We start from the raw sequence: 26,796 nt of genomic DNA, 5'->3' as shown, positions 1-26,796 counted from the left end.
CGAAACACTGCTCGTGCCTCGCGGATCCTCAACCAACGAGACGCAGGGCCTGATCCACCAGATCGTCCGCGTCGTACTTGAGCCAGTGGATCCGGGGGTCCTTGCGGAACAAGCGGTCCTGACGTCGGGCGAACTTGCGGGTTCCGGTGACGGTGGCCTCCCGCGCCTCGTCCTCGGTCATCTCTCCGCGCAGAAAGGCCAATATCTGCTGGTAGCCGATCGCGCGGGAGGCCGTCAGGCTCTCCTCGATTCCGGACGGCAGGAGCGACCGCACTTCCTCGACGAAGCCCGCAGCCCACATCTGTTCGACCCTCGCGGTCAGCCGCCGATCGAGCACGTCGCGGGGCACGTCCAATCCCAGGATCGTGACATTGTCGTAGATCGAGTCGTACCCCGGCATCGTGGCGGTGAACGGTTCGCCGGTCAGTTCGATGACTTCCAGGGCTCGGACGACCCGCCGGTCGTTGCTGGGCAGGATCTGGGCCGCTGCGGCAGGATCACGGCGGGCGAGTTCGGCATGCAGTTCAGCGGGTCCCCGCTCCCGCAGCTGGTCCGCCCAGCGCTTTCGCACCGCCGGATCCGTTCCGGGGAACTCCAGACGGTCGAGGACCGCGCGCACGTACAGCGCCGACCCGCCGACGATGACCGGCGTGACTCGGCGCGCGGAACAGTCGTCGATGATCGCGCGCGCCCAGCCCTGGAATTCGGCGACACTGGCCTGCTGGGTCACGTCGAGGACGTCGAAAAGATGGTGGACGACATCGCCACGTTCGGCCGCGGTCGGCTTGGCGGTACCGATGTCCATTCCGCGATACAGCTGCATCGAATCGCCGTTGATGACCTCAGCGGTTCCCAGCGCAGACGCCATCTGAACAGACAGCGACGACTTGCCCGACGCCGTCGGGCCAACGACAGCCACGATGCGGTCAGGTAAGGACATATCGCAAATTCTCGCAGTACTGTGATTGCTACACGGGGGCGGTCGTGCCCACGCCTAACAACAGAAGGAGTGAACCCATGGGTTTCCTCGACAAGTTGAAAAAGAAGGCTCCTGAACTCAAAGACAAGGCAGCCGATCTGGCCGCCAGCCAGAACGCCAAGATCGATCAGGGCATCGACAAGGCAGCCGACCTGGCCAACAAGGCCACAAAGGGCAAGTTCGACGAGAAGATCGATTCCGCCGCCGACAAGGCCAAGGACGCTGCCGACAAGCTCGCCGAGGGCGGCGACAAGCCCGCTACCTGAGCACCCAGTCGGCCACGATGTAGCCGACCCCGAGGGGCGCCGAGTCGTAGCGCAGACGCGCCACGATATCGGCGCCCTTTGTCAGTTCTCCCAAGGTCTTGAGCGCCGGGACGCCCGCGGCCAAGAGTTCTGCCCCAAGATCGGTATCGAGCGATGCGAGCGACTCGGCGTCGCCCTCGGACAGGGCCTTGGCCAGCGCGGCGTCGAACGGCTCGGCACGTTCGTCGAGGAATCCGGGTGCCTGCAGCGAACGTTTGGCGCTGCCATCGGCCATGACGAGCAGACCGACCCGGCCGTCGATCAGGGGACGGCCCGTCGAGTACGTCCTCGCGCCCGACCAGCCCGCCCGATCGAGCAGCCAAGCGCCGATCGTCAGGCTCAGCGGGAGCACGAGCGCATCTCCCCCGGCCCGGACGTCGACGCCGTATGACGCGAGGGTGCCACCTGCTCCTTCGTCCAGGTCATCGGCCGCAACTCCGGCGCCCACAACCACGATGCGCTCAGGTGCTGCATCCAGTACGGTCTGCACAGCTTCGGAGCAGGCGCGTCGCAACTCTTCGAGCTCGGCGGCGGTACCCGGCGCTATCTCCGGCACCACGACAGGAGGGTGCGGGCACACAGCGGCGGCGACGATCACGCGACGAAGGCTACCTGGCGTGTCACGATGGACCTGTGTTCGACTCTCAGGGGCTGCCGCCCTACCCGCCGCGGCAGAACGCCTGGCAGTTCCCACCCCCGCCGATCCAGAAGCGGTGGAAGTGGCTCGCGATCGCGGCAACGGCTCTCAGCGCTGTTGTGGCGATACTGCTCACCACGACGATCATCGTCCTGGAAACCCGCGATGCGCCGGGCCTCATCGACGACACCGACCTCACCGCGATCATCGACGATGCCTGCGAGCTGATGACCACTACGGTCGAGTCGATGCCTGTCAGTGGTTCGCCACGGCAACAAGCCGAGACGATCGAAGACCAGGATTTGGCGGTCACCGTGATGCTGACGGAGATCGAGCGCGGTCACGGTGAACTCATCCGTGCCGACCGTCCGGCACAGCAGTGGCTCGACGACTGGACCAGGCTCCTGGCAGCTCGTGATCGCTTCCGCACCGAGTTGCTGCGCCGGGGCGAGGCCACCTTCGTTGCTCCCGTGGACTCGTCAGGAAATCCTCTTCATCAGCGGATGGAGGACGTTTGGCTCGGCGATGCCGTCTGCGCCGTCCCGCCGAGTCTGCTGTGGCCTTACCCTCGGCACCGCACGTCAGAGATCTGACGTGCGGGCGGCGGCCTTCATTTCCTTCTTGTGCGCCCGCACCTTGGCCAGCGAATCCGCATCGACGACGTCGGCGACTGAGCGGAAGCCTTTGCGGCCGTAGTCCCCGGTAACTGTCGTCCAGCCACGCGGTTTGACGCCCAACTGCTTGGCCACGAGCGCGACGAAGATCTTGGACTTCTGCTCGCCGAATCCCGGCAGCGCGGTAAGCCGCTTCATCAGAGCGTCGCCGGTCTTGGCCTCGGTCCAGATGCGGGAAGCATCACCCCCGTATTCGTCGGCCACGATCCGGGCCAGGGCCTGCAACCGTCCGGCCATCGATCGCCCGTAACGGTGGATCGCCGGCGGTGTCGCACACAGATCAGCGAATGCCTCGGGATCGGCGTCCGCAATCACGGCCGGATCAAGTGTCCCGAAACGATCGAGCACCTTGGCCGGCCCCGCGAACGCCCGCTCCATCGGAAACTGCTGGTCGAGCAGCATGCCTGCCAGCAGCGCGAACGGGCTGTCAGTCAGAACTTGGTCAGCGTGTGGATCCTGCGCAATCTGGATGGCCATGACTCCATCATCGCAAGAAACTCCCGCTCGAGGGCTCAGGGTCGCCAGCGGTGGTTGCGTTGCCACAGGGTTGATTCGGGTGGCCGGTATTCGATATGGCCGGCCGTGCTGAGTCTGATCGACCACGGTTCGGAGTGGATCAGTCGGTGGTGGTGTGGGCAGATGAGTAGCCCGTCGTCGAGGGTGGTGGTGGCGCCTTTGGCCCAGTCCATCCGCCAGTGATGCCCTTCGGACTCCTCAGGTGGCCTGTCACATCCCGGGAATGTGCACCCATGGTCGCGGGCAGCCAGCGCTTGTTTCTGAGCCTTGGTGAACAGCCGTTGTTCATGCCCATGATCCAACGGCAGCGATTTGCCGCCGAAAACTTGCGGCACAATCCCCAAATTGCAAGCCATCAGCCGTGCCTGTGAAGCAGAAATCCTGGTGCCGGTCGATAACGTCGCGGCTTTGATGCCGTGGATCAGGGTGTCGAGATCCAACCGCACCATCAACATCGCACCCAGCCCAGAGCGGCCTGGCAGCAAGTGCCCCGGGAGCCTGGAGCAGAGTTCGGCAAATCCGACACCCATCCGGGTACGGCCCTTCGAGACGCTCGCTTCGCTCGCTCCTCAGGGACCCGTTCATGTCCCTGGCCGGTGGTTGAGGAGCTGTTGGGGGCACCTCCCGCGAGCGTAGCGAGTGGGGGCGGGACGAGCAGCGTCTCGAAACCAGCAGCCAGATCAACCTGATTCGGCCTGCGCATCAGGGAGTTTGAACCCACCCGACGTGGTGCCGTCACCATTGGGTTTCATCCAGAACTCGGACGCCTTCCAGGCCCGCTTCTCCTGCGCCTCCAAGTTCTCGTTCTCGTCCTTATCGACCTCAGGCTCTGGTTTGAACCGGTCAGTGATCCGCTTCGACCTGGATTTGAGGTCTTTGAGGTTGTACTTCGGGGCGTCCCCGATCAGCGCCTCTTCACAGGCCTTCTTCTGCTCATCGGTCGTGCCGTCGGGTAGATCGCCGATCGCGCCGGCGATGATTCCGGCCTGCTTCTCACCGATTTGGCCATCCGCCAAGGCTTCTTCTGTCGACGGTGCGTCTTCGAGCGCTTGGCCCTGTTTGACCATCGCCTCAGCAGACCGCCGGTCACCACCAAAAGAACCAGCCAACATCGCACCCGTCGACGTGGCACCTGACTTCCTCGCCAACCCAGATGCCTCCAACGCCCGCGCCGCAGCCAACTGGTGCGCCTTGACCCGTGCCTCGGCACGCATCAATTCCTCGGCCAGATGCCGGACGGTCTCAGCCTCCAAAGCCGTCCACGCCGCAATCGGCATACCGTCGAGCGCATTCTTCATCGCCACAACCCCACCCGACAACGGGTCAGGCAACGACGCAAGAACAGCCGACACGGGCAACCTCCAAAGCGGAATCTACAACCCGAAATCCCTACAATTCCGGTGCACAAACCACTCTGCCCCACACCTCAGACACTCATATTTCGACAACCCGGACTTATCCACACCTACGCCTTCGGCCGAGTGATCGAGTGCAGCAGAACCGGCAGAGTGTCCCGCATCAGCGTCTGATCGATCGGACGCTGCCCGACGAATGCCTCGCGCAATGCCATCTCGTAGGTACCCATCAACACTGTCGACGCGTGACCGACGTCGACCGTCAGCTGCAGTCCGAGCGCGTCGAGGACGGACTGCATGAATGCCTCCAGGTCGCTGCGTACCTGACCCAGCACCGCTGCGAACTCGCGACCGACGGCATCATCGCGGACGACTCGCAGTTCGAACTCGGCATGCAACAGGTACCACTCACGCTCCGGCGGATGCAGCACCAAGAACCGGTCGACGATGACCCGGATCGCGTCGAGCACGTCCTTGCCGGAGTACGACGTCGGATCCGCCGCCTCGCGAAGCATGCTGAACATCGTCTCGTGCTCACGGTTGAACAACGCCAGGACGAGTTCGTCCTTGGTCGAGAAGTTGGAGTAGAACGCACCGCGGGTGAACCCGGCTTGTTCGCAGATGTGCTCGACAGAAGCACCTTGGATGCCCTCACGCGCCAACACCACACGGGCAGCATCCAGCAGCCGTTCCCGGGTCGCGGCGCGGCGCCTTACTGTGCGCTGGCCACTGGAGACCTCAGTCATGCTCTCTCCTCCTATGTGACGCACACAGCGTACTCGATACATTGACGTATTGAATACACAAACGTATCGTAAACGTGTGTCGACATCTCTTTACACCCTCGGCCGCTGGGCATTCAGACATCCGGGTCGAGTACTGGCCGCCTGGATGGTCGTGCTCCTGGTCGCCGGAGTCGCAGCTCTCGGCCTGGGCAGCAGCACCAAGAACTCATTTGAGATCCCGGGCACCGAGTCCCAAGAGGCCATCAACTCGCTCGGGCGCACGTTCCCGGAGTTGAGCGGTGCTGGGGCATTCCTCGTGATCGTGGCTCCCGACGGTCAAAGCGTCCAGAACGCCGAGACCAAACGTCTCGTAGCAGATGCGATGTCCGGGATGAAGAAGGTCGACGGGGTGACCCAGGTCGTCTCGCCCTACTCAGATCTGCCCCCCATCGGCGTCTCCAAGGACGGCACCGCCGCCCAGATCCAGGTCCAGTTCAGCGGGGATCTGACCGACGTCGCGCCAGCCGACCGAGACCAACTCGTCGCGACCGGCGATGCCCTGCGCGATGCGGGATACACGACCGCTTTCGGCGGCGACGTCTTCACCAACACCGGTCCTCAGCTCTCGATCACCGAGGTCATCGGCGTGGTGGTCGCGTTCATCGTGCTGTATCTGATGTTCCGCTCTTTGCGCGCTGCTGTGATGCCGATCGTCACGGCGCTCCTCGGCGTACTCGTTACGACCGCCCTGACGATCGCCGCGACCGGATTCATGACGATCTCGGCGACGGCTCCACTCTTGGCACTGATGATCGGCCTGGCGGTCGGTATCGACTACGCGCTGTTCATCGTGTCCCGGCACCGCGAACAGCTCGCCGACGGCATCGAGCCCGAAGAGGCGGCCGCCCGATCCGTCGCAACCGCCGGGTCAGCAGTCGTCTTCGCCGGCGTCACGGTCGTCATCGCCCTGCTGGGTCTGGCGATCGCCCGTATCCCGTTCCTGACCGTCATGGGAGCCGCCGCCGCACTGTCGGTCGTCATCGCCGTCGCCGTCGCCGTGACGGTGATCCCAGCGCTGCTGGGTCGCGCCGGTGCGAAGCTGACACCTGAAACCAATCGCTCCGCCGACGGATTCTCCCGCCGCTGGGTCAAAGCCACGACCCGCTTCCCGATCTTCGCGATCGTCATCGTGGTGGTCGGCCTCGGAGTCCTGGCGATCCCCTCGAAAGACCTGCGGCTGGCCCTGCCCGACAATGGATCCGCGCCGGCAGCAAGCACCCAGCGGGCGGCCTTCGACCTGGTCGACAAGCACTTCGGGCCCGGTTACAACGCGCCCTTGCTGATCGGGATCGACATCATCTCGACGACCGATCCGGTCGGTGTCGTCAATGACATCGCCGATGACCTGCGTGAGCTGCCGGGTGTCGAGGCCATCGGGCTGGCCACCCCCAACCGCACCGCAGACACCGGGATCATCCAGGTCATCCCCCAGACCGGTGCGACGGACACCCGCACCGCCGATCTCGTCCATGAGATTCGCGACCGCAAAGCCGAGTGGAAAGACGAGCACGGGGTCGACGTCACCGTGACCGGTCTGACCGCTGGCGGCATCGACGTGTCCAACCGTCTGCAGGGGGCGCTGTTGCCATTCGGGCTCGTCGTGGTCGGTCTGTCTGTCCTGTTGCTGATGGTCGTGTTCCGCTCGATCGTCGTGCCCGTCAAAGCCACGCTGGGGTTCCTCCTGTCGACGGGTGCATCTTTCGGCGCGGTCGTGGCCGTGTTCCAGTGGGGTTGGCTCATGGACCTGGTGCACCTCGAACAGACGGGGCCGCTCATCAGCTTCCTGCCGATCATCCTGATGGCCGTGCTGTTCGGACTCTCGATGGACTATGAGGTCTTCCTGATGTCGCGCATGAAGGAGGAATATGTCCGCACCGGCGACCCGCATCGCGCAATCGTCGACGGATTCGTCGGCAGTTCACGGGTCGTCACGGCGGCCGCGATCATCATGCTGGCGGTTTTCGCGGCATTCGTCCCGGAGGGCGATCCCAACATCAAACCGATCGCCTTCGCACTGGCCATCGGGGTGTTCGCCGACGCCTTCCTCGTGCGGATGCTGTTCGCACCTGCCGTCCTGCAGCTCTTCGGACGACGCGCATGGGTGCTGCCCAGGGCACTTGACTCCCGGCTCCCCCACGTCGACGTCGAAGGCGAGGGATTGCATCAACGGGTCGAGTTGCAGGCCTGGCCACGTCCGCATTCGACGGCGGCGATCACCGCGTCGGGTCTGACGACCAACGGCCCAGAGGGCCCGATCTTCAACGATGTCTCGGTCGAGATCGAGGCCGGCGACTGGCTCGTCGTGCATGGTCCGAGCGGATCCGGCAAGACCGCGCTGCTCCTGACGATCGCCGGACGGATGGCGTTCGACAACGGGCGTCTGCGCGTCAACGGGGCGTTGCTGCCCCAGGAGACGTCGAACGTCCGTCGATCTGTGTCGCTCGCGGAGTTCTCGGGAATCAACGATCTCGAGGACAATCTCTCGATCGATCAGCACATCGCCGAGCGACTGTCGATCCGATCATTCGGTCTGTGGGTCAGCCGCAGCCGGATCGGACCTGTCCGGGTCGAGTTGGAGCAGGCGCTGCAGCACGCCTACGAAGCTGCCGGACTCCCCTACGAGAGCCATCCCGGCTCGACTCTCGTATCGGCGCTGCCCCGGCTCGAGCGCAAGTTGCTCGGCATCGTCCTGGCACTCATCGACGACCCGCGAATCGTCGTGGTCGATGACATCGACGATCTGAGGGCCAGCGAACACATCGAACTGCTCTGGACAGCGCTCGCCTGGCTGCTCGAAGACCGAGATGTCACCCTCCTGGCCAGCGCCCAGTCCGCATCCGCAGCACCCGAACCGTCCAGCCGACTCCACCTCCTGGAGTTGGACACGAACCGCACACTCCACGAGTTGATGAACCGATGATTCCCTCCCCCACCCTTCCCTGGTTCGAACTCGCCAGGTTCAAGCGCAGCAGGCTGACCCGCGCGGCCATCGTGGCCGTCATGTTGGTGCCGCTGTTCTATGGCGCGATGTACACCTGGGCCAATATCAACCCCACGGGGCGACTCGACAAAGTCGACGCCGCGGTCGTCAACCACGATCAGCTCATCGAGATCACCGGTCGGGACGGCAAGAAGCAGCCCGTCGCGGTCGGAAGACAGCTCGCGGGCAATCTCGTCACCAGTGACGATTCGAACAACTACAACTGGATACTGACCGACGAGAAGGACGCCCAGCGCGGCCTGGCAGACGGTCACTACAAAGCCGTCCTGACGATCCCTGAGAACCTGTCGAAGGCTGCGACGTCGACCAGTGGAGACCCCCAGGACGTGCTGCAGGGCAAACTCGATCTGCAGACCAACGACGCGGTCAACTACATCAACGGGACGATCGCCCAGACAATCCTGCAGGCAGCCAAGAACGCCCTGAACGCTCAAGTCACCGAGACCTATCTCGACAACGTCTACCTGAGCTTCTCCGACATCAAGGTCTCACTCGACGACGCCGCGAAAGGCGCGACGAAGCTCGCCGACGGTGCGGACGAACTCGCGGGCGGAGCCGGCAAGCTTTCGGACGGGGCGGCGACTCTGGCCGACGGAACGAGGCGTCTTGCCGACGGCGCGTCACAGCTCGACACGGGCGCGCAGAAGCTGTCCGGCGGACTCGCTGAACTCGACTCCAAGACCAAGCCTCTCGCCGGGCAGACACGACAGCTCGCCGATGGATCACGCCAGGTCGCCGACGGCACGGAGGAACTCAACTCGACGGTGCAACTGATCGGCTCGACGATCCTCGACGCCACCGAGAACGCGAACCGCGACATCGCCGAACTCACCCGGAATCTCGGTGAACTCGCCGCGACGTGTGAGAGCGCCCAGCCGGCCGGCATCGACTGCAGTCTGCTCCGCGAGGCGGCCGACGGATCCGGTGAGCTGAAGGGCTTCGTCAGCGAAGTGCGCGGGCAGACCAAGGAGATCAGCGCGGGTACGCAAAAGCTCAGCGACGGCGCCGAGCAGGTGGCCGACGGCAACGCGAAACTCGCCAAGGGCGTGCCGACCCTCGTCTCGGCGATCGGCGATGCGTCAGGCGGCGCGAAACAGTTGGCCGGTGCGACGGGACAACTCAGCGACGGTGCGTCGCAGGCCGCGACCGGCGCCGGCGCGCTGGCCGACGGCAGCACCAAGCTCGTGGACGGGGCGGACCAGCTTTCGACCGGTGCGCTCAAACTCGCCAACGGTCTGCGCGACGGTAGCGGCCAGGTGCCCGACTACGACAAATCCGAGCGCGAACAACTCGCCAAGACCGCTGCGACTCCGATCGACGATGCCGCCAAGCGGGTCCATGGTGTCAAGAACTACGGTTCCGCTCTGGCTCCCTACTTCATCTCCTTGGCGCTGTGGGTCGGCGCGATGGCGATATTCCTCCTGCTTCGACCGCTGTCAGCGCGCGCGATCGCCTCGACGGCGGGCAGTGTCCGAACCGCGCTGGCCGGATTCGCGCCCGGATTGGCGATCTCGGCCGCACAAGTGGGTCTGTTGCTCTTGGTCCTGGAATGGATCGTCGGCATCGATCCGGCCAATCGTCCGCTCCTGATCGGTATCAGTCTGATGACCGGGGCGGTCTTCACCGCGATCAATCAGATGTTCGTCGCCTTGTTCGGCGGCGCCGGCAGGTTCGCGGCGCTGGTCTTCGTCAGTCTGCAGCTCACCGCCGCTGGAGGGACGTATCCGATCGAGACGGCTCCCCCGTTCTTCGGCCTGCTGCACGATCTGTTGCCCATGACGTATGCCGTCCACGGGATGCGAGCAGCACTCGCCGGGGGCACCGACGGCGTCACGCGCGACTTCGTGGTGCTCGCTCTGTTCGCCGTACTCGCGCTGACGGTCACGGTCATCGCGGCGAGGCGTCAGCAGACCGTCACGATGAAACGGCTGCACCCCACGCTGATGGTCTGACTTAGCCTGTCCTGGAGGCGTCGGCTTCGGCCTGGATCCGCGCGACGTAGGCCGACCAGTCGACGTCCGAGGCGCTGGTGTCAGAACCGCTGCGTCCGTCGATGAGCTCCCGGACGATCTCGGCGTGCCCCGCGTGCTGCGCTGTCTCGGCGACCATGCGCACCATGAGAAAGCCGAGAGTCGTATCCGCCTTCTCTTCCACCCAGTGCGGCACCCGACCGGGGCTGTCGATGTCATGGGTCTCGATGGTCTCGTCGCTGTGACGGCAGGCGCGGTCGTACAACGCCAAGATCTCGGCGACGGATTCGTCGGCGGTCGCCCACATATCGGATCCCTGGTAGACCGATCCGTCCTCGACCCACGGCAAGACGTCCGGTGCAGCACGGCCGAACGAGGTCCCGAGATAGACGTGCTCGATGCCCACGAGGTGCTTGACCAGTCCGAGCAGATTGGTGCCCGTCGGCGTCATCGGTCGACGCACGTCGTAGTCATCTGCACCGTCAAGCGCCGCGAGCAGCGCGCCGCGCGACTCGCGGAGCTTGTCGTGCAGTTCGCCCTTGATCGTCATCGCCGGCCCGACTTCAGTGCGGGACTGCCATCTTCTGGACGTCGAGACGCCAACTGTTGCTGAAGGACGGCTGCTGGGCCTTGGCCGCCGAAGTCGACGGTGTCGGCTGTGGGAGAGGCGCGCAACGCTTGTCGGCACGGTTGCCCTTCATCCGCTTCGGAACGTGCCCGTCGTACAGATAGCGAGCGATGGTCTTGTCGACACAGGCGTTGCCGGCCAGCGAATTCGAGTGCGTCGTTCCGCCCACGACCGAGATCAGCCTGGCCTTCGGGTACCGCTTACGGACCTCGATGCTGCCCGCATACGGGGTCGCGGCGTCGAGCGTCTCGTTGATCATCAACAGGCTCTTGACCTTCTTGCCGTTGATCTTCTTCGGAGTGCGGGACGGGGCGGGCCAGTGGCGGCACGGTTCGTTGTACCAAGCGTTGGACCAGGTTTCGAACGGCGCGACGGCGTTGACCCTGTTGTTGTCCTTGCGCCACTTCGTCCAGCTCTTGGGCCAGGACACATCAGTGCACTGGACGCCGAGGTAGACCGCGTAGCCGTTGTCGTCCCCGTAGCCCGAGGCGTCGAGGTAGGCGCTCTCGAGCGCCGCGACGTCACCCTTCTTGACGAAGGCGCTGAACACGCTGCCCAGATCGGTCCAGGTCGACTGGTAGTAGCCCGCATACAAGAACGCATCGGTCCATTCACTACCACCGAGCTTGCCGCCGGGTGCGGCGACCGGGTTGGCGTACAGGCTGTTGCGGGTCTTGTAGAAGAGCTTGCGCACCTTGGACGTGGTGTTGCCCAGCTTGTAGACCTTGTCGTTCTTGGCAAGCCAGCCGAACCAGATGTTGATGTTCTTGTCGAACGCGACGTCTTGCGAGAGATTCGCCTTGTACCAAATCTCGCGCGGGTCGACGGTCCCGTCGAAGACCATGCGCCGGGTGCGCTCAGGGAACATCGAGGAGTACACCTGGCCGAGATAGGTGCCGTACGAGAAGCCGTAGTAGTTGATCTTGCCCGCACCCAACCGCTGACGGATCCGGTTCATGTCGCGGGCGACGTCCTTGGTCGTCAGGTGACGAAGAAGGCTCTTGCTGTTCTTGGCCTTGCAAGCCTTGGTGTAGGCATTCGTCCTGGCCGGCCACGGATCAGTGAGTTTGTAGGTCTTGTAGCTGACGTTTTTGTCGGGGTCGTACTTGGGACGGTTATAGCCCGCGTACTTCGGATCGCACGACACGTTGGGCTCACTCGCGCCGACGCCACGCGGATCGAAGCCGATCCAGTCATATGCTCCGCCGACAGACTTGCCCTTGTAGGCGGGGATGATCTGGCCGAGGAACGACAGACCGAGGCCCGATCCGCCGGGGCCGCCGGGGTTGACGAGCATGATGCCTTGGTACTTCTTCTTCGAGACCGTGTGCTTGACCCGGGAGATCGCGATCTTGATCTTCTTGCCGCGTGGCTTGTTCCAGTCGAGCGGGACCGAGACCGTTGCGCACTTGGCGCCGAAGTCACGCAGGTCCTCGTCGGCGCAGGTTTTCCACACGATCGATGACGGTGCCGACTTCTGGGCCAGAGGCGCCGCGCTGGCGGATGTCGTCCCGGGACCGCTGAGTGTCAAGGCCCCGACTGATGCTGCGGCGACTACACCAAGGATCTTCTTGCTGCGCACGATGTTCTCCCAACTCCCGTACCCAAGCTGGGCAGGACCAGTTCACAGTGCCATGGGTCGCGGCCCGTGGCAACCGTTCGACGGACTACAGAGCGCAGGCTTGCGCGGGCGGCAATGGCGCTGGTGCGCCCAACGACGGCATACCCAGCCCGACTGACCGCACTTCGGTCTTTCCTTGGCGCGCTTCCCACGCATCGCCGGCGGACGTCCGCCGGTACATGACTGGCGGATCGTCGCTGACGAGATGGTGCGGCGCGGCGTACGTGATCCGGACCTCGACCATGTCGCCAGGACGGACATCGTGATCGCCCGGAACGAAGTGGACGAGCCGGTTGTCGCGGGCACGGCCGGTCAGCCGCAGCGTCGCCCCGTCCTTCTTGCCTTCGTGATCGGCGACGAGCAACTCGACGGTGCGACCTTCCTGTTTCTTCGCCTCGTCCCAGGCGACCTCGTTGACGACCTCAATGAGTCGGTCGTATCGCTCCTGCACGACCGCTTTGGGCAGTTGATCGGGCAGTTCGGCCGCCGGGGTGCCGGGACGCTTGGAGTACTGGAACGTGAACGCGCTGGTGAATCGGGCCTTGCGGACGACCTCCATCGTCTGAACGAAGTCCTCTTCTGTCTCACCGGGGAATCCGACGATGATGTCGGTCGTGATCGCGGCATCCGGCATCGCCTCGCGGACACGGTCGATGATGCCGAGGAACTTCTCCTGGCGGTACGAGCGGCGCATCGCCTTCAGCACCCGATCCGAGCCTGACTGCAGCGGCATGTGCAGCTGTGGCATGACGTTGGGCGTCTCGGCCATTGCAGCGATGACGTCGTCGGTGAAGTCTTTGGGGTGCGGGCTCGTGAACCGCACACGCTCGAGTCCCTCGATCTCTCCGCACGCCCTCAACAGCTTCGCGAAGGCCTGCCGGTCACCGAACTCAACGCCGTATGCATTGACGTTCTGGCCCAGCAGGGTCACTTCGATGACGCCGTCGGCGACCAGTGCCTTGATCTCGGCCAGGATGTCGCCAGGACGACGGTCCTTCTCTTTGCCGCGCAGCGCCGGGACGATGCAGAACGTGCACGTGTTGTTGCAGCCGACGCTGATCGAGACCCAGGCCGCGAACACCGAATCGCGCTTGGTCGGCAGGGTCGACGGAAAGACTTCGAGTGACTCCAGGATCTCGACCTGGGACTCCTCGGCGATACGGGCCCGCTCGAGCAGCACCGGCAACGAGCCGATGTTGTGGGTGCCGAAGACGACGTCGACGTACGGCGCCTTCTTGGTGATGGTGTCGCGGTCCTTCTGCGCCAGGCAGCCACCGACCGCGATCTGCATGCCGGGGTTCTTGGCCTTGACCGACGCGATGTGGCCGAGGTTGCCGTACAGCTTGTTGTCGGCGTTCTCACGCACCGCACACGTGTTGAACACGACCAGGTCAGGCGTCGTGCCGTCCTCCGCCGGGATGTAGCCATCGGTCTCCAGCAGCCCGCCGAGGCGTTCGCTGTCGTGAACGTTCATCTGGCAGCCGTAGGTGCGCACTTCATAGGTCTTCGTCATGACCGTTCAATGGTACGTGGCCGAACCTCCCCAAGGTCAGGTCGACCGGCCGAACCTCGAACACGGCGCGTCTTTCGGATCCCCGCCGCCGACACGCTCCTCCCGCATGCAGGCGCGGCAGCTTCCTCGGTGCTCGTCCTTGCGATGGCCGCACTTCCTGCACAGCTCGTGAGGCGGCGATGTGGGCAACACTGCACGTCTCATCGCTTCAGCGTGTTGCAGGATCCGGCCCATCTGCCGACACTAGCCGCCGCACCGGGGTCTTCGCACCCGATCGGGCTGCGCGGGTGCTCCAGCTAGACGCCGCGAGACTCCGGCTTGTAGAGCTCCAGCGCCAGCTTTTCCATCGGGCCTTTGCCACAGGCACTTCCGATGTTGCCGCTGCCAGGAACAGCCCCATGCCCAACTTGCGATGACTCAGATCTGCACGGTTCGCGTTCACCGTGTCATCCTGTCAGGCGCGGGACCACCCCGTGCTGTTTTCGCGTCCCGTTCGACCGACGTGGCGACTCTGCAACCGCGTCACGTTTGTTCGTGGTTGAGGGCTTACCGGCCCTGCGGCCGACCATCGCCCACAGGGCCGGCGATTTCACTTCCTGACCCGCACGGACTTCGTCTTGACTGTCCGGGTGGCGTAGCCGGGCTTGCGCACCGTGACCTTGACCGAGAGCTTGCGCTTGCGATCGCTCTTCTTGACCTTGTACGACGCCTTGGTCGCTCCGCCGATCGCTCGACCGTTGCGGTACCAGCGATAGGACACACTGGCCGGCACAGAGGTCCAGGTGCCAGAAGTGACTCGCAGCGTCTTGCCCTTCTTCGCGGTGCCCGAGATCTTCGGCATCTTGGTGACGCCGAACTTGATGGGTGCCGGTCGCCTCGTCTGATAGACCGATGCCGACCACGACGGCTGTTTCCCGCCGGGGATCGTCAACACTGCCTGCAAGGCGCAGTTGATCGGCTCGCTCTTGATCCAGATTCCGTCCTGTTCCTCCCACGCGAGGGCCGACGAGTCGGGAGCGAAGGTCGGGCTGTTGAATCCCGACTGCGCCTCGGTCTCACACCGGTACTCGGGCAGTGGTGGAACTCCCCCGGTACGCGGATTGCCCGGTAGATGGGCGATCTGTATGCGGGCGTCTTCGAACTTCCCCCGCACCATCGCGAGGTAGGCGCCGTTGCGCGAGACCGCACCATCGGCGAGCGGCATGAAGTCCGAGCCCGGGAACATACCTTCGTGGAACCAGAACGCATCGCCTCGGTACACGTCGAACAGGTACATCTGATCGAAGCCGATGCCATTGACCATCAGCCGACTGTTGGTGAGCCAGGTGGGGTGGTCGTAGAACATCACACCGTAGCCGGCAGCCGGCGTCAGCCGGTTGGCTGCGGTGATCGCGGTGACCCAACGCAGCCGGCAGGGCGGTGCCGGTATGGTCGACGGGCACGAGAACCGCTCATATGTGTACGCGATCTTCGACCCGTCGGGCGAGATCGTCACGTGGGTCATCCGCCCCCCGATCCACTCCCCGGCCGAGTTCTTCAGGTCGGGCGGATCGATGGTGTTGAGCTCGGTCCCCCACTGATTCATCCGATAGATCCGAGTGCCGCGGGTGGCAACGACTGTGCCGACGTCCGACTGATCCGGCGACCGCCACGGCGAGGCACTCGTACCGTTGCTGGTCAGCGCCCGTTGACCGGAACCATCCGGCCGCGAGACCCAGATGTTGTGATTCTTGATGAAGACGATCGAACCCGCCATGGTCGCCCCGTGGGCCGATGGAGCGCGTGGCCCCACGGCGACCAGTGCTCCGGCGATGAGTGCGACGGCCGTCAGCCGGAATAGCAGATGGGAGGATCGGTGCAGGAGATTCATGCGCCCCAGCCTCGACGTCCCAGAGTCCCGGGAACCAGGGTCGATTGCCCTCATTTGGCCAGCGCAATCGAGAACTTGCCCTCGTCGGCCGAGATCTGGAAGTCCACACCGTCCGCCACGCCGACCAGGACATCCTCGCCGAGGCCCGACTTGTCGCGCACAGGCTTGTACGACGGCGCGAGTGTCGACTCGTACGCCGCGAAGATCTCGTCCGGCGCCAACTCGGTCGCGTAGTCGACTTCCTCCCGCGATCCGCCTACCGTCTCGGACGTCTGGCAGAGGGTCGATCCCGGGGGCGGCCCGGGCAAATCGGCCGGCAGCAGACGTACGTCAGCGATGTCTGGCGTCCCGAATGCCGTGGGAAAGGCCGCCTTGCACTCGGGTGGGACGTCTGTGGACGTGACGTCCGGCGCGGATCCGTCGTCCGGGCCGGCGACATCGTCACCGCCGCCGGAACTGCAACCGACAAGAGCCAGCACGGCGACCGTCAACAGACCTGCGGTCTGATATGTACGGGACGAGGGCAGGGCGATTCTCATAAGAACTCCATCCAGGTTCAGGGAGTTCCCACGCTGCCCGGCCCAATCGCCCGGAATCCAGAGTGAACTGACCCGGTTTCCCAGGCCGGCCCAGGCTCAGCTCCCCTTCGGAGTCACCCAGAGATGAATCGTGCCCTCGACTGTCACGGTTCCATCGGTCGTCACCGCTTTGACCCTGACCGGGACGTCCGGGCCGTTGGCCCAGTCGGACTCAATCGTCTCAGCGGTACACGTCAGCGCCGTGGTCGACTTGGCCAGGTACTTGACGTCCATCCCCTTGGGCAGCCAACGCATATCGGCCGGGCAGGTCGCCTCGGCCAGCAGCCCCATCGCCGCCTCCAGACCATTGCAGGCCGCGATCGCGTGGACCGTGCCGATGTGATTCTTGACCGAACGGCGCTTGGGGATCACAACCTTGCCCAGGTGCGGCTTCATCTCCTGGACCTGCATGTGGATCGATGCGAAGTACGGTGCCTTTTGTCCGTAGAGGACCGAGAAGACCCGCTTGCCTTGTGGAAGCGCGGTGACCTTCTTGTACAGCTCGAGGGTGGATGACATGACGCTATGTTACCCACAAGTAACCAACGATGGCGACCGGCTAGAGAACCGCCCCGCGAATGCACAGCACATCGGGCAAGTTCGTGCGTACCTCACTCCACGTGCCCCCCTCGTCATTGCTGACCCAGATGGCACCGTGCCGTGAACCTAGGTAGAGACCTACCGGATCCGCGCGGTCGGCCGAGAAGCCATCACGCAGTACGACGGACCACACCTCTTCAGGAAGCCCCGGGCCGGTCTCGTGCCACGTCTCACCTGCATCCTCAGAACACCACACAGCCGGCTTACCTGCCGGCGGGAAGCGTTCGATATCGGCCACCAGCGGATACACGTACACAACGCCGGGACGATGCGGATGAGCGACGATCGGGAACCCGAACTCGACGGGTAGCCCTCCACTGATCTTGACCCACGAACGACCGCCGTCATCCGAGCGGAAGACTCCCCCGTGATTCTGCGCGTAGAGACGGTCGGGATCGCCCGCATCGACCGCGACCTTGTGCACGCACTGGCCGAATTCGGGAGCTTCGCCCGGCAGGAAGTCGGTCGTGATGCCGCGGTTTCGCGGCTCCCAACTGGCACCGCCGTCTTCGGTCCGGTACACGCCGCCGGTCGACATCGCCACGGTGACGATGTCGGGATCCGTCGGGTGGGGCACGATCGTGTGGATCGCCTGGCCGCCGAAGCCTTCTCCCCACTCCGGCCGGTGCGGGTGGTCCCACAGACTCCTCACGAGCTCGAAGGTCTCTCCTCGATCATCCGAACGGAACAATGCGGACGGCTGAGTGCCCGCCCAGACGACGCCGTTGTCGGCGCCCGAAGGCTGGATCTGCCAGACCCGCTCGATCGAAGCCCCCTCCCCGCGAGGCAACCGCACAGCTCCTTCTCGGGATTCCGACCAGGTGGCACCCAGATCGTCTGATCGGTAGATCTGCGGCCCATACGGCATGCTCGTCGACCCGACGAAAAGCCGAGGGACAGAACCACGGTCGTCGATCGCGACCGAATAGATCTCTTCCATCGGGAAAACCGGCGCATCCCAGCGCCACTGTTCCCGAGCCTCGTCGGAGCGGCCGATGAACAGCCCTTTACGCGTCCCAGCCAACAACACAGCTGACGACATGTGGCCCACCTCCCGATGGAATCGTCCGGAGTCTGGACGCTAGGCCGAAGCCACCGGGCTGTCAACGGGTCGATCGAATACCTCACGGGGTGCCGTGCAGACCACCTCGGGATGAGTCACCGACTCGGGCTGGATCCAGAGGCCCTGCGTGAACCCGCACTTCTCCAACATCCGGATCGACCTGGCGTTGCGGACATCAGGACTCGCCACGAACCTCGGCGCATCCGGATAGTCACGGCACAGAACTTCGCGGCAGAACGTCGTGATCATTGCCGTCCCGATGCCGCGGCCGACCAGATCCGGCTCGCCGATCAGATAGTCGAAGGCCACCGCGGTCAAGTCCTGCACCCGCACGGCATAGTCGTCGTACGCCGCGACGGGATAGTCCTGCACATAGCCGATCGGGCGTCCATCCAGTTCGACGATCCACATGCGGGTCGCGCTGGTCCCGGCGAGCTCATCGGCGTAGTGCGTGCGAGCCAGCTCAGGAGATCGCGGCTCATCGCCGAACCAGGGCTGCGCGTGGTCGGCGGCCATCCACATCACCAGCATCGGGATGTCCGCGTCGAGGAGTCGGCGGAAGATGAAGCCATCCATGGGCAAACAAGTTAGCCCATGATCGGGACGACTACATGCTTTCGAGCGGTTGCGCCTCGGCACCGAGTTCTTGACGCACGACCTCGAAGGCCACCTGCGGTGCATAACCCTTGCGTGCCAGGAGCCCTGTCAGCCGTCTGATCTTGGTCGTTTCGTCGAGCCTGCTCATCGAGCGCAATTTGGCCTGCACGAGCCGGTGCGCGGCTTCCACCTCGGCCTCGGGGTCGAGCTCATCCAAGGCATCGCGGACCAACTCGTCGGCAACGCCTTTGCGCTTGAGCTCCATTGCAAGCACTCGCGACGAAAGCCCCTTGCTGCGTTGCCTGGCCTGCACCCATGCGTGGGCGAACTCCGCATCGTCGACGAGCCCGGCGTCCTCGAACTTGTCGAGGACCGCCGTGGCCACCTCGGCAGACACCTGTTTCTTGGCCAAAGTCTGCTCGAGGTCAGCCCGGCTTCGAGCAGAGACCGCCAGCCGGTCGTAGACGATCTGGCGCGCCCGACTCATCTGCTCAGCCAGGTCCTCGTCACTCATGTCGATCAGAACTCGGTGGCCGGGAGATCCGGCCCTTCGACTTCATCGACAGCTGCCGGCATATCGGCCTGCGGACCGATGCCCTTGGCCTCCATGATCCGCTTCTCCAGCTCGACCGCCAGATCGGGATTGTCCTTGAGGAAGGCGCGCGCCTTCTCCTTGCCCTGACCCAGCTGATCGCCTTCATAGGTGTACCAAGCGCCGGCCTTGCGGACGAATCCGGTCTCGACGCCGACGTCGATCAGGCTGCCTTCGCGGCTGATGCCCTGGCCGTACATGATGTCGAACTCGGCCTGCTTGAACGGCGGGGCCAGCTTGTTCTTGACAACCTTGACGCGCGTGCGGTTGCCGACCATGTCGGTGCCATCTTTGAGCGTCTCGATGCGGCGCACGTCGAGGCGGACCGAGGCATAGAACTTGAGCGCCTTGCCGCCCGTCGTGGTCTCGGGCGAGCCGAACATGACACCGATCTTCTCGCGCAGCTGGTTGATGAAAATCGCGGTGGTGCCCGAGCCGTTGATCGCGCCGGTCATCTTGCGCAGCGCCTGGCTCATGAGGCGGGCCTGCAGACCGACGTGACTGTCGCCCATTTCGCCGTCGATCTCGGCGCGGGGCACAAGTGCGGCCACGGAGTCGATCACGATGATGTCGAGCGCGCCGGAGCGGATCAGCATGTCGGCGATCTCGAGCGCCTGCTCACCGCTGTCGGGCTGCGAGATCAGCAGGGCGTCGGTGTCGACACCCAGCTTGCGGGCGTAATCGGGATCGAGTGCGTGCTCGGCGTCGATGAAGGCCGCGACACCGCCGGCCTTCTGCGCATTGGCCACCGCGTGCAGGGCGACGGTCGTCTTACCCGAGGACTCAGGGCCGTAGATCTCGACGACGCGGCCACGCGGCAGACCGCCGATGCCGAGCGCGATGTCGAGCGTCGTCGCACCGGTGGGAATGACCTCGATCGGCGCGCGGGCCTGATCGCCCAGTCGCATGACAGCACCCTTGCCGTGGGCACGATCGATCTGGGCCATCGCATTCTCGAGCGACTTGTTGCGATCCTTGTCGGAAGCAATGGAGCTGTTGGGCTGTGCCATGGGTCTGGGTCCATATCTGCTGGTGGGTGGCCGGTCATCGACGACGCTAGAAGGACCCACAGACAAAAGTGAGCCTCATCGACTCGTCTGTGGAAGTTGCCCTTCACACGTCCAACCTGTGCACAACGGTACCCGAACACCTGTTCGATCGAAATGCGACACGCCGAGTGGTGCGCAACGGTCCCCGAGTGGTGCGTCCTGGACAGACACGCCGTCCCAGAAAGACCAAACCGCACCACTCGCGGATCAGGGGTGGGGTGAATCAGCGCTCGGAGGCGGGGAGCCCCAAGGTGGCGTGCACAGCCCGCCACACGGTCTTGGGGTCCTCGCCCGCGTCGAGCGCCTCACTGGCCGTGCGGCCGCCCAATACCGCCATCACATGGTTGCCGGCCCAGACCCGGGCATAGGCGCGGCCGAAATGCTGATCCATACGGATCCAGAAATCACTGTGTCTCACTGCTGCAGGCTCAGGCGGCCGACACTGCGACGTCCGGGGCGATCGACGAGATGCTCGCGATCTGCTCCACGGATGCTTCTTCGATTTCGAGCAATGCACTGACGTCGAGCAACACCTTGGACAGTGGCACATCGAGCGCCGCCGCAAGGGCCGCCAGCAGCTCGGAGCTGGCCTCTTTCTGCCCGCGCTCCACCTCGGAGATATAGCCCAAGCTGACTCGGGCCTTCCCTGAGACGTCACGCAAGGTGAGGCCCTGTGAGACTCGACGAGCGCGGAGCACTTCGCCGACGTGCTGTCGCATCGCGGTCATCGGGCACCTCCGTCAATTGCCTGCATATGAGTCTCAACCTCAATCGGGTCGAGAATCTTCCCCCAGCCTAGCGACCAGCAAAGACAACAGCGCGGCGACCGTCCGGGTTCGTACCGATTCACGATCTCCGGACAGTTCGAGCAACCGTGTCACAGCACCTTCAGGCCCTGCCACCGCGATGTGGACCGTGCCCGCGGGCTTGCCCTCGTCGGGTCCGGGACCGGCCACGCCGGTCGTCGCCAATCCATAGGTCGAGCCCAACCGGGAGCGGACACCGAGCGCCATCTGCGCCGCAACTCCGGCATCGACCGTCCCATGGGTCGCGATGAGTTCCGCGTCGACGCCCAACAACTCGACCTTGAGTGACGGCGCATATGCCACGACGCCGCCGCGTACGACGTCTGAGGCACCGGGCACGCTGACGAGTGTCGCGCAAACCAGTCCCCCGGTCAGCGATTCGGCCGTCGCCACGGTGGCACCTGCCGTCCGCAGCGCGGTGACCGTCTCGGCCGCCAGCGTCACGACGACGCCGCTGCCCGTGCCTCACGTCGAAGCACTCGTGCGTCACGGATGTACTGCACACCCGTCCACATCGTGATGACGACGGCACCGGCCATCAGGATGTGCGTGATGATCAACAGGACGTCGGTCAACGGGTTGTCCCACAGCTCGAACGGCAGGATGTAGCCGGCGAGTGCGAGCGCCTGCAACATCGTCTTGAGCTTGCCGCCCTGGCTCGCCGGCATGACCCCGTACTTCTTGACCGCGAACCGCATCAAAGTGATGCCCCACTCGCGGGCGAGGACCAGCATCGTGATGGTCCAGAACAGCCAATTGTCGAAGATGATCGACAGACCGACGAACGCCATACCCGTCAGTGCCTTGTCGGCGATCGGATCGGCGAGCTTGCCGAAGTTGGTGACCAGGTTGTACTTGCGCGCCAGGTCACCGTCGATGCGGTCGGTGATCATCAGCACCCCGAACGCCGCCCAGGCGGCGACGCGCATGCTGATGGAATCGCCGTCCTGCGTCAGCAGAAGCCAACCGAAGAACGGAACGCCGACGATCCGGACCACCGTGAGTACGTTCGCGATGTTCAGGTTGCTCGGCGTGGATGCCGCGTCCATGAGTCCCTTTCGATGGGATGAAACGACTCCTCAGTATGCGGCAGCAGAGCGGCGTGACGCCAACTGGACCTCTGCCTCGCCCGGGGAGACATTCGTCGACAGCCCCAGCGGCGAGGTGTAGAACCGGCGTCCGTCGCTGCTGACGACCTTGATCCGCGGATCGTGGATCACGCCTTCACGGGGTTCGACCCTCAGTTCGCCCAGCTCGCTCCACAGCAGTCCGACCCAGCCGTTGTCCGAACGCAGCCGAATGCCGTGATCGTCGGCGACGAACAGCGGCGTGCGGGGGTCGCCTACGCCGCGCAGCAGCATGACCGCCAATCCGATGAGCACGACCGCCGGAGCGATCAGCAGATAGTCCTCCCGTTCGGTAGCCTGCCAGACGAATCCACCGCCCACCGCCAGGCAGGCCAGCACGAGCACCAGATACAGACTCGTCCGTCTGTGCACCTCGAAGGCATCGCTCATGGTCAGCCGGCCTGGATGGTCGCCAGGACCTGCTCGAGCTCATCGGGCTTGACCAGCACGTCACGGGCCTTAGAGCCCTCGCTGGGTCCCACGATGCCCCGGCTCTCCAGAATGTCCATCAGACGTCCGGCCTTGGCGAAGCCGACACGCAGCTTGCGCTGCAGCATCGACGTCGAGCCGAACTGGGTCGTGACGCACAGCTCGATGGCCTGCAGCACGAGGTCCATGTCGTCGCCGATGTCATCGTCGATCTCCCGCTTGGCTGCAGGGGCCGCCGTGACGTCTTCGCGATACGTCGGCTGCAGCTGTGTCTTGCAGTGTTCGACGATCGTCTGGATCTCAGCTTCGGTGACCCAGGCACCCTGCATGCGCATGGCCTTGTTCTGTCCCATGGGCAAGAACAGGCCATCGCCCTGGCCCACGAGCTTCTCGGCGCCCGGCTGGTCGAGGATGACCCGGCTGTCTGCCAACGACGAGGTCGCGAACGCCAGACGGCTCGGCACATTGGCCTTGATCAGACCCGTCACGACGTCGACGGACGGTCGCTGGGTCGCCAGGATCAGGTGGATTCCGGCGGCACGGGCGAGCTGGGTGATACGGACGATGGAATCCTCGACGTCTCGTGGAGCAACCATCATGAGGTCGGCGAGCTCGTCGACCACGACCAGCAGGTACGGATACGGAGCCAGCACCCGCTCACTCATGGGTGGCAGCTGAACCTGGCCCGCCTTGACGGCCTTGTTGAAGTCGTCGATGTGGCGGTAACCGAAGTTGGCCAGATCGTCGTAGCGCATGTCCATCTCGCGCACGACCCACTGCAGCGCCTCGGCGGCCTTCTTGGGGTTGGTGATGATCGGCGTGATGAGGTGCGGGACCCCTTCGTACGCCGTGAGCTCGACCCGTTTGGGGTCGACCATGATCATGCGCACCTCTTCGGGCGTCGAACGCATCAGGATCGACGAGATCATCGAATTGACGAACGATGACTTGCCCGAACCAGTTGCGCCGGCCACCAGCAGGTGGGGCATCTTGGCGAGGTTGGCCAGGACGTAACCGCCCTCGACGTCCTTGCCGAGACCGATGACCATCGGATGGTGATCGCCGCGCGCCTTGGGCGAACGCAGCACGTCACCGAGCGAGACCATCTCCTTGTCGATATTGGGGATCTCGACGCCGATCGCGGACTTGCCGGGGATCGGGCTGAGGATGCGGACCTCGTTGGAGGCCACCGCGTACGCGATGTTCTTGCTCAGTGCGGTGACCTTCTCGACCTTGACCGCGGGGCCGAGCTCAACTTCGTACCGGGTGACCGTCGGGCCGCGCGTGTAGCCCGTGACGGCCGCGTCGATCTGGAACTGCTCGAGCACCTCGGTCAGGCGCGCCACGACGTCGTCAGAGGCCTTGGAACGTGCCTTGTGGGGCGAGCCCTCGCGCAGCATCGTGCTGTCTGGCAGCGAGTAGACGACGTCGCCGGACAGTGCGAGCTGCTCGGCGCGCGCCGGGATCGGCTCCATCGGCGGCAGCTCGACCTCGAAGTCGTCACTTGCGTCCTCGACGACTTCGGCGGCCTCGGCCGGTTCGGGCACGAACGGCTTGAACGTGCGCGCGGGCGGCTTGACCTCGTCGTCGGGCCCGTCGATCAGCGGATTCTCGTACGGCACGTCGTCGGACACGATCGCCTTGGACGGCCTGCGCTTGCGCGGTTCTGGCGCGGGCGAGTCTTCATCGACCTCGGGTTTACGACCCAGTGCGACGTCGCGCAGATCGCGCAGCCGGTCGGGCACCGCGTACACCGGAGTGTTGGTCACGACCAGCAGGCCGAACGCGATGACGAGGATCAGGATCGGCGAGACGACGTAGGCGCTCTTCAACAGGTCCATCGGGATGGCCGAGAACAAGAAGCCGACAGCTCCCCCGGCCTCGCGCATCGCGTCAGGATCCTGATCGCTGGGTCGCGGGACGTCGTGAGCGATGTGGACGAGTCCGAGGACTCCGCCGCACATGGCTGCCCAGCCGATGAGTTGACGGCCGGCCGGCCCGTTGCGGTCGGGATGACGCAGCGTCCGCCAGGCCACGACGATCAGCACGATCGGGACGGCCCAGGCCAACAGGCCCACCGCGCCCGAGGTCGCCTTGCGGATCCCTTCACCGATCGGCCCCGACATGTCGGACCACACGGATCCGGCGACGACGATGCCGAGCGCCAGGATGCCGAAGCCGACTCCATCGCGGCGTTGCTCGGGGTCGAGATCACGTGCACTGTGGCCGATGCTGCGCGCTATCGCGCCCACCATGCCGGCCACGCCGAGCCAGAACGCCGTCGAGGCGCGCAGCAGCGCGTGAAAGACCACTACAAAGGGGCCAGGTCCCGATTTGGCTGCCGCCGGCTTGCGGGCTGCGGGCTTTCTGGCCTGCGGCTTGCGCTTGCTGGTGGTCGGCTTCTTACGGGCCTGGCTGCCGGACGGCCGCTTGCGCGGCGGGGAAGTCGTTCGGGTCGCCATGTTCAAAGGGTAAAGCAAAGGTCGAAGGTTTGGCGTGAACCACGCCGTTCCGCCCCATTTGGGACCGCGCACGGTCGACGATCAGGGCGACGAGTCGCGGATCGGGCGGTCCCGCGTCCAGCAACGGTTCGGTGACGACATCGGCCCCAGCGTCGGCGATCGAATCGTGCGGTGTCCCCGGACTCAGCAGGTACGTCGACACCACGACACGCTTGCCGTAGGCGCGGGCGACGTCGACGGCATCGGCGAGCGGAATGTCAGGGCCGCCGAGCGTTCCGACGTGGACACGTCCGCCCCACACGGCACTCAGCAGCCGCGCCGCCTTGCCGATGTCGGCGACTGCCCGGTCATCTGTCGGAGCTGCTGCCGCCAGCACGATGGTGTCGTCGGCCCGCGCTCCGGCCTCGACGAGACGGCGCACGCCGACCTCGGCCAGCACCCAATCCGGGCCCAACGGCGCCGTCACAGTCACCATCGGATCGAGATGTGAGGCACGCGCGATATCGACCGCGACCGGGCGGTCGTAGACAAGCATCAAAGGAACCACTATTCGTGGACCCGAGCTCTCCCGCACCAGATCGGCCACGCCGGGCTGCTGGCCGTCCACGAATGCGTCGACGACCTCGAGGTCATGCGCCTCCCGGCGCACCGCGTTGACCAAGGCGGCGAAGGCGCCCCTCCCCTTCGGACTGGTCCCACCATGCGCACACAAGATGACGGTTTGATTCACGACGGCCTCCGATCGACCGCGGAACCCGAGATGCCCGCGGTGGGTCGTTCGTGCCTCGAGGTTCCGGCGACCGTTGCGTGAACGGGCGCCGGAACCTCGAGAACACCTCGGCGAGCGCCGACCGACCGCCCGCGGGATGCGCTGACACACATGTCCAGCCCCCTTGAGACGTCGGTCCGGGTCTCCCCTCAGCCCCTTCAGCCTGATCCATGGCTGTTTCGCGCGGGTTAACGCAGCGGCGGGCTTTGGTTACAGATCAACCAATCCGGTCCGACGGCGCGCTGCGATCGCCCCGTGAGGCCGGTGGCCCGGGGCCGTGCGGGTGTGGGACTCGACGACATCGAAGCCGGTCGCCACGAGCTGCCGGCCCAGTTCGCCGGCGGACCACCGATAGGCAGGCGTGACAGCATGGTCGAATCGTTCGACCGTCGCACCCTCGAAGTAGCCGATCAGGAGGCTCCCACCGGGCTCGAGCACACGGGCGAACTCGCTCAACGGAATGTGAATCGACTCGGGGTCGTGGTGGATCAGCGAATACCAGGCAAGCACCCCGCCCAGCGATCCGGTGGCGTCTGGCAGGGCCTCGCTGCACCCCAGTTCGAAGCGGAGACCCGGATACTGTTGGCGGGCCCGGGCCACGAAGTCAGGGACCAGATCCAGACCGTGGACCGACGTGCCGCCCGATGCCAGGAAGTCGGTCCATTGCCCCGGACCGCAGCCGGCGTCGAGCACTCGCCCGGTCAGGCCGTCGGCCCAATGCCGCACGAGGGCACGATCAGTTGGATGGGTCGAATCCATCGAACCGAACAGCTCGACATATTCCTGCGCTCGGCCTGAGTAGGCCCGACCGACGTCTGTCCCGACCGTGGGTTCCGATCCGTTCACAGCGCCTATCTTGGCAGCACGTTC

At 64.9% G+C, this 26,796-nt stretch carries 28 protein-coding genes; 4 read left to right on the top strand and 24 right to left on the bottom strand.

Features of this window, described 5'->3' with window-relative positions:
* Positions 1-28: 28 nt before the first annotated feature.
* Positions 29-940: a tRNA (adenosine(37)-N6)-dimethylallyltransferase MiaA gene (gene miaA, locus ACXJKC_RS14225; RefSeq protein ID WP_456697392.1), complete on the bottom strand. Its 912-nt coding sequence runs from the start codon at positions 938-940 to the stop codon at positions 29-31.
* 77 nt (positions 941-1,017) lie between these two features.
* On the opposite strand from miaA, the gene ACXJKC_RS14220 reads away from it, so the two are divergent.
* Positions 1,018-1,245: an antitoxin gene (locus ACXJKC_RS14220; RefSeq protein ID WP_456697391.1), complete on the top strand. Its 228-nt coding sequence runs from the start codon at positions 1,018-1,020 to the stop codon at positions 1,243-1,245.
* Here the strand turns inward: ACXJKC_RS14220 and ACXJKC_RS14215 are convergent.
* Positions 1,238-1,882: a class III extradiol dioxygenase subunit B-like domain-containing protein gene (locus ACXJKC_RS14215; RefSeq protein WP_456697390.1), complete on the bottom strand. Its 645-nt coding sequence runs from the start codon at positions 1,880-1,882 to the stop codon at positions 1,238-1,240. The genes ACXJKC_RS14220 and ACXJKC_RS14215 overlap by 8 nt on opposite strands.
* A gap of 35 nt (positions 1,883-1,917) precedes the next feature.
* On the opposite strand from ACXJKC_RS14215, the gene ACXJKC_RS14210 reads away from it, so the two are divergent.
* A complete protein-coding gene (locus ACXJKC_RS14210; RefSeq protein WP_456697389.1) occupies positions 1,918-2,514 on the top strand; it encodes a hypothetical protein in 597 nt (198 codons plus the stop codon).
* Here the strand turns inward: ACXJKC_RS14210 and ACXJKC_RS14205 are convergent.
* The 4 genes from ACXJKC_RS14205 to ACXJKC_RS14190 all read right to left on the bottom strand — a co-directional run bounded on the left by ACXJKC_RS14205 (position 2,503) and on the right by ACXJKC_RS14190 (position 5,212).
* Positions 2,503-3,072 (bottom strand): HhH-GPD-type base excision DNA repair protein, encoded by a 570-nt coding sequence (locus ACXJKC_RS14205; protein WP_456697388.1) that lies wholly within the window; start codon positions 3,070-3,072, stop codon positions 2,503-2,505. The two genes, ACXJKC_RS14210 and ACXJKC_RS14205, sit on opposite strands and share 12 nt — an antisense overlap.
* Positions 3,073-3,107: 35 nt before the next feature.
* Entirely contained in the window at positions 3,108-3,566 is a 459-nt protein-coding gene (locus ACXJKC_RS14200; protein ID WP_456697387.1) for a hypothetical protein, read from the bottom strand.
* A gap of 225 nt (positions 3,567-3,791) precedes the next feature.
* On the bottom strand, positions 3,792-4,463 hold the full coding sequence (locus ACXJKC_RS14195; RefSeq protein ID WP_456697386.1) for a DUF222 domain-containing protein: 672 nt from the start codon (positions 4,461-4,463) through the stop codon (positions 3,792-3,794).
* Positions 4,464-4,576: 113 nt separating this feature from the next.
* The gene (locus ACXJKC_RS14190; RefSeq protein WP_456697385.1) at positions 4,577-5,212 is read right to left on the bottom strand and encodes a TetR/AcrR family transcriptional regulator; all 636 of its coding nucleotides are present in this window, start codon (positions 5,210-5,212) and stop codon (positions 4,577-4,579) included.
* Positions 5,213-5,288: 76 nt separating this feature from the next.
* On the opposite strand from ACXJKC_RS14190, the gene ACXJKC_RS14185 reads away from it, so the two are divergent.
* Together ACXJKC_RS14185 and ACXJKC_RS14180 are read left to right on the top strand one after the other, a co-directional pair.
* The gene (locus ACXJKC_RS14185; protein ID WP_456697384.1) at positions 5,289-8,171 is read left to right on the top strand and encodes an efflux RND transporter permease subunit; all 2,883 of its coding nucleotides are present in this window, start codon (positions 5,289-5,291) and stop codon (positions 8,169-8,171) included.
* Positions 8,168-10,204, top strand: a complete 2,037-nt coding sequence (locus ACXJKC_RS14180; RefSeq protein WP_456697383.1) for a YhgE/Pip family protein — start codon at positions 8,168-8,170, stop codon at positions 10,202-10,204. Before ACXJKC_RS14185 ends, ACXJKC_RS14180 begins: the two co-directional genes overlap by 4 nt.
* A gap of 1 nt (position 10,205) precedes the next feature.
* On the opposite strand, the gene ACXJKC_RS14175 is transcribed toward ACXJKC_RS14180, so the two are convergent.
* The 18 genes from ACXJKC_RS14175 to ACXJKC_RS14090 all read right to left on the bottom strand — a co-directional run bounded on the left by ACXJKC_RS14175 (position 10,206) and on the right by ACXJKC_RS14090 (position 26,772).
* Positions 10,206-10,772, bottom strand: a complete 567-nt coding sequence (locus ACXJKC_RS14175; protein ID WP_456697382.1) for a DinB family protein — start codon at positions 10,770-10,772, stop codon at positions 10,206-10,208.
* 13 nt (positions 10,773-10,785) lie between these two features.
* On the bottom strand, positions 10,786-12,432 hold the full coding sequence (locus ACXJKC_RS14170; RefSeq protein WP_456697381.1) for an alpha/beta hydrolase: 1,647 nt from the start codon (positions 12,430-12,432) through the stop codon (positions 10,786-10,788).
* An 85-nt stretch (positions 12,433-12,517) separates the two neighbouring features.
* Positions 12,518-13,984, bottom strand: a complete 1,467-nt coding sequence (miaB, locus tag ACXJKC_RS14165; protein WP_456697380.1) for a tRNA (N6-isopentenyl adenosine(37)-C2)-methylthiotransferase MiaB — start codon at positions 13,982-13,984, stop codon at positions 12,518-12,520.
* Positions 13,985-14,573: 589 nt separating this feature from the next.
* Positions 14,574-15,854, bottom strand: coding sequence for a hypothetical protein (locus ACXJKC_RS14160; protein WP_456697379.1), 1,281 nt, complete (start codon positions 15,852-15,854; stop codon positions 14,574-14,576).
* Positions 15,855-15,904: 50 nt separating this feature from the next.
* Positions 15,905-16,393 carry a hypothetical protein gene (locus ACXJKC_RS14155; protein WP_456697378.1) on the bottom strand — a complete coding sequence of 163 codons (489 nt, stop codon included), beginning with the start codon at positions 16,391-16,393 and terminating at the stop codon, positions 15,905-15,907.
* Positions 16,394-16,489: 96 nt separating this feature from the next.
* Positions 16,490-16,951, bottom strand: coding sequence for a hotdog fold domain-containing protein (locus tag ACXJKC_RS14150; protein ID WP_456697377.1), 462 nt, complete (start codon positions 16,949-16,951; stop codon positions 16,490-16,492).
* 40 nt (positions 16,952-16,991) lie between these two features.
* Positions 16,992-18,074, bottom strand: a complete 1,083-nt coding sequence (locus ACXJKC_RS14145) for an exo-alpha-sialidase (RefSeq protein ID WP_456697376.1) — start codon at positions 18,072-18,074, stop codon at positions 16,992-16,994.
* A 39-nt stretch (positions 18,075-18,113) separates the two neighbouring features.
* Positions 18,114-18,671, bottom strand: coding sequence for a GNAT family N-acetyltransferase (locus ACXJKC_RS14140; RefSeq protein ID WP_456697375.1), 558 nt, complete (start codon positions 18,669-18,671; stop codon positions 18,114-18,116).
* Positions 18,672-18,702: 31 nt separating this feature from the next.
* Positions 18,703-19,206 (bottom strand): regulatory protein RecX, encoded by a 504-nt coding sequence (locus ACXJKC_RS14135; RefSeq protein ID WP_456697374.1) that lies wholly within the window; start codon positions 19,204-19,206, stop codon positions 18,703-18,705.
* 5 nt (positions 19,207-19,211) lie between these two features.
* A complete protein-coding gene (gene recA / locus ACXJKC_RS14130) occupies positions 19,212-20,294 on the bottom strand; it encodes a recombinase RecA (protein WP_456697373.1) in 1,083 nt (360 codons plus the stop codon).
* Between the two features lie 262 nt (positions 20,295-20,556).
* On the bottom strand, positions 20,557-20,751 hold the full coding sequence (locus ACXJKC_RS14125; RefSeq protein WP_456697372.1) for a DUF3046 domain-containing protein: 195 nt from the start codon (positions 20,749-20,751) through the stop codon (positions 20,557-20,559).
* 10 nt (positions 20,752-20,761) lie between these two features.
* A complete protein-coding gene (locus tag ACXJKC_RS14120) occupies positions 20,762-21,061 on the bottom strand; it encodes a helix-turn-helix domain-containing protein (protein ID WP_456697371.1) in 300 nt (99 codons plus the stop codon).
* Positions 21,062-21,100: 39 nt separating this feature from the next.
* Positions 21,101-21,583, bottom strand: coding sequence for a CinA family protein (locus ACXJKC_RS14115; RefSeq protein WP_456697370.1), 483 nt, complete (start codon positions 21,581-21,583; stop codon positions 21,101-21,103).
* Positions 21,580-22,188 carry a CDP-diacylglycerol--glycerol-3-phosphate 3-phosphatidyltransferase gene (gene pgsA, locus ACXJKC_RS14110; protein WP_456697369.1) on the bottom strand — a complete coding sequence of 203 codons (609 nt, stop codon included), beginning with the start codon at positions 22,186-22,188 and terminating at the stop codon, positions 21,580-21,582. The genes ACXJKC_RS14115 and pgsA overlap by 4 nt, the downstream gene beginning before the upstream one ends.
* A gap of 30 nt (positions 22,189-22,218) precedes the next feature.
* Positions 22,219-22,656 (bottom strand): hypothetical protein, encoded by a 438-nt coding sequence (locus ACXJKC_RS14105; protein ID WP_456697368.1) that lies wholly within the window; start codon positions 22,654-22,656, stop codon positions 22,219-22,221.
* A 2-nt stretch (positions 22,657-22,658) separates the two neighbouring features.
* A complete protein-coding gene (locus tag ACXJKC_RS14100) occupies positions 22,659-25,157 on the bottom strand; it encodes a DNA translocase FtsK 4TM domain-containing protein (RefSeq protein WP_456697367.1) in 2,499 nt (832 codons plus the stop codon).
* Positions 25,099-25,887 (bottom strand): sirohydrochlorin chelatase, encoded by a 789-nt coding sequence (locus tag ACXJKC_RS14095; RefSeq protein ID WP_456697366.1) that lies wholly within the window; start codon positions 25,885-25,887, stop codon positions 25,099-25,101. The genes ACXJKC_RS14100 and ACXJKC_RS14095 overlap by 59 nt, the downstream gene beginning before the upstream one ends.
* Positions 25,888-26,136: 249 nt before the next feature.
* On the bottom strand, positions 26,137-26,772 hold the full coding sequence (locus tag ACXJKC_RS14090) for a class I SAM-dependent methyltransferase (RefSeq protein ID WP_456697365.1): 636 nt from the start codon (positions 26,770-26,772) through the stop codon (positions 26,137-26,139).
* Between the last annotated feature and the right edge of the window lie 24 nt (positions 26,773-26,796).

The organism is Aeromicrobium sp. P5_D10 (assembly GCF_054049535.1).
This window is presented reverse-complemented; position numbering and strand designations above follow the sequence as displayed.